Below are 2,732 nucleotides of genomic sequence, written 5' to 3'. Positions count from 1 at the left end.
GAGAACACCACAAACCGCGACACGCCCCCACCACGCGTCAACTCATCCAGATGCCACGCCGCATCCACCTTCGGCCGCAGCACCGCCTCCACCCGCTCAGCCGACAACGACGACACCACCCCGTCATCCACCACCCCCGCCGCATGCACCACCGCACGCAACGGCCACGCCCCGCCAACCCCCTCCAACAGAGCGCTCAGAGCGTCCCGATCGGCCACGTCGCAGGCGGCCACCACAACCTCGGCGCCCAGCCCGGCCAACTCATCACGCAGCTCGACCGCCCCAGGAGCATCCAGACCCCGGCGAGAGACCAGCAGCAGATGCCGCACCCCATGCGCCGCCACCAGATGCCGCGCCACCAACGCACCCAACCCACCGGTACCACCAGTGACCAACGTCGTCCCATCGACCGGCCACACGACCTCGGCATCCGCACCGCCCACCTGACCGGCTTCCCCGAGCGACGGGAGGACTCCACCGTCCACGTCGGGGGATGCCACGTGCGTCATCCGGGACACCCACAGCCGGCCGCCGCGCACCGCCGCCTCCGGCTCACCACAGGCCAGCGCCGCCGCCACCGCGTCGGTCACCTCGTCACCGCTTCGGCCCAGCGAGGCACCCGCAGGCGCCACCTCATTGGGTGCCGTCTCGGCGTCGCTTTCCAGATCGACCAACGTGATCCGACCCGGCTCCTCCGACTGAGCGGCCCGCACCAGCCCCCACACCGCAGCCTGCGCCGGATCGGGAACCTCGCCGTCGGCCACGGCCACCGCACCCCGGGTCACCACCACCAACCGGGCGTCAGCTCTCGTTTCACCGGTCAGCCACTCGCGCAAGCGGGCCAGCACCGAACCGACTCCACGGCGCAGGCGGTCCAGCGTCCCACTGTCGGCGGATCCGACCCTGGCCCACTCGGTGGCATCGATCACCAGATTCGCGCCGATGCCACCCGACGACACCGTCACGTCCATCGGGCGCCACACCACCTCGTGCAGCCACTGGTGCGCCGCAGAGCGCGAACTCGACCACTGCGCGGGCACCGGGCGGTAAGCCAGTGACGTCACCGTGGCCACCGGCCGGCCCACAGGATCGGCGAGGTCGAGTCGAACCCCGGACTCCTCGTCCGGGCGCAGCCTGACCCGCGCCGCACGCGCTCCGTCGGCATGCAGTGACACCCCGCGCCAGGCGAACGGCAACGCAGTGTCCTGCTCGTGATCGGGAAGCAGGTCGGTGGCGTGCAGGGCCGCGTCGAGCAGCGCTGGGTGCACGCCGAAGCCCGTTGCCTCCACCCCGTCGGCCAACGCCACCTCGACGAAGACCTCCTCGCCGCGGCGCCAGGCTCGGGTGAGGCCGCGGAAAGCGGGGCCGTAGTCGTAGCCGCGGTCGGCCATCGCCGGATAGAGGCCGGTGACGTCGACCGGTTCGGCGCCCGGCGGTGGCCAGTCGGCGAACTCGTGTGCCGCCGCCGAGCCGGGAGCGGGGACGGGGGAGAGGATGCCGGTGGCGTGCCGTAGCCAGACACCGTCTTCGCCGATGGAGTGAATCTCCACGGGCCGCCGCCCGTCCACGGCGGATCGGCCGGCGACCACCCGGATCGTCACCTGACCCCGACTCGGTAGCTCCAGCGGGGCGTGCAGGGTGAGTTCGTCGATGGTGGGGCAGCCGACCTGGTCTCCGGCGCGCAGGGCGAGTTCGACGAAGGCGGTGCCGGGCAGGATGGGGGTGGCGTTGATGGCGTGGTCGGCCAGCCAGGACTGAGCGGTGAGCGACAGCCGGCCGGTCAGGATGGCGCTGCCGTCGGGCTGCTCCACCACCGCACCAAGGATCGAGTGGTCGGCGGCACGCAGACCGAGCGCGGCCGGGTCACCGGTCGGAGCCGCCTGCAGCCAGTAACGGCGATGCTGGAAGGGGTAGGTGGGCAGATCCAGGTCGCCGACGCGGGTCCCAGCCGGTCCGGCCGGTCCGGCTCCGGTGGTCCAGGCCGGCCAGGCGGTCCAGTCCACGCCGGTGCCACAGGTCCATGCCTGACCCAGTCCGGCGACCAGTTGAGCGGTCTCGTCCCGGTCGCGGCGCAGCAGCGCCACCACTGAGGGAGGCTCTGCGTCTTTACCGCCACCGCCACCGCCGGCACCGCGGACCTGGGCGTGGCCGCCGTCCCCACCACCGCTCGCGCCCAAATGCTCCTCGCCGGCGTGGTCGTGGTGGGCGAGGGTCTGCTCGATCATCGGGGCCAGCTGGGCGTCCGGGCCCGCCTCGATGAAACAGCCGACCCCCTGCCCGCGCAGCGTGGTCACCACATCGGCGAACCGCACCGGCCGGTGCACATGCTCCACCCAATAGCCCGGCTCGGTGATCTGCGACCCGGCCGGCCGCCCACTCACCCCCGACACCAGCGCCACGGTCGGCGAATGGAACACAAGCGACGCCGCCACCGCGGCGAACTCCTCCAGCATCGGCTCCATCAACGGCGAATGAAACGCATGCGACACCCGCAACCGCCGCATCCGGTACCCCTGCTGCCGCGCCCACTCCACCACCTGCTCCACCTCATCGGTGGCGCCGGAGACCACCACCGACCCAGGCGCGTTCACCGCCGCCACCGCCACCCGGCCATACCCGGCCAGCACCGGGGCAAGAAGATCCTCGCCGCAGCCGATCGCCGCCATCGCCCCACCGGACGGCAACCCCTGCATCAACCGGCCACGAGCAGCCACCAACCGGCACGCATCCGC

At 72.2% G+C, this 2,732-nt stretch carries 1 protein-coding gene; it reads right to left on the bottom strand.

The genetic code is table 11. The features are described from left to right. Positions 1-2,693: SDR family NAD(P)-dependent oxidoreductase (locus tag ACWEN6_RS40795; RefSeq protein ID WP_452577575.1), on the bottom strand; the 2,693-nt coding region annotated here is incomplete at its 3' end. Between the last annotated feature and the right edge of the window lie 39 nt (positions 2,694-2,732).

This window comes from Sphaerisporangium sp. NPDC004334, assembly GCF_053602655.1.
Note: the sequence above shows the minus strand (reverse complement) of the source record. Positions and strands in the feature narration are given on the sequence as shown.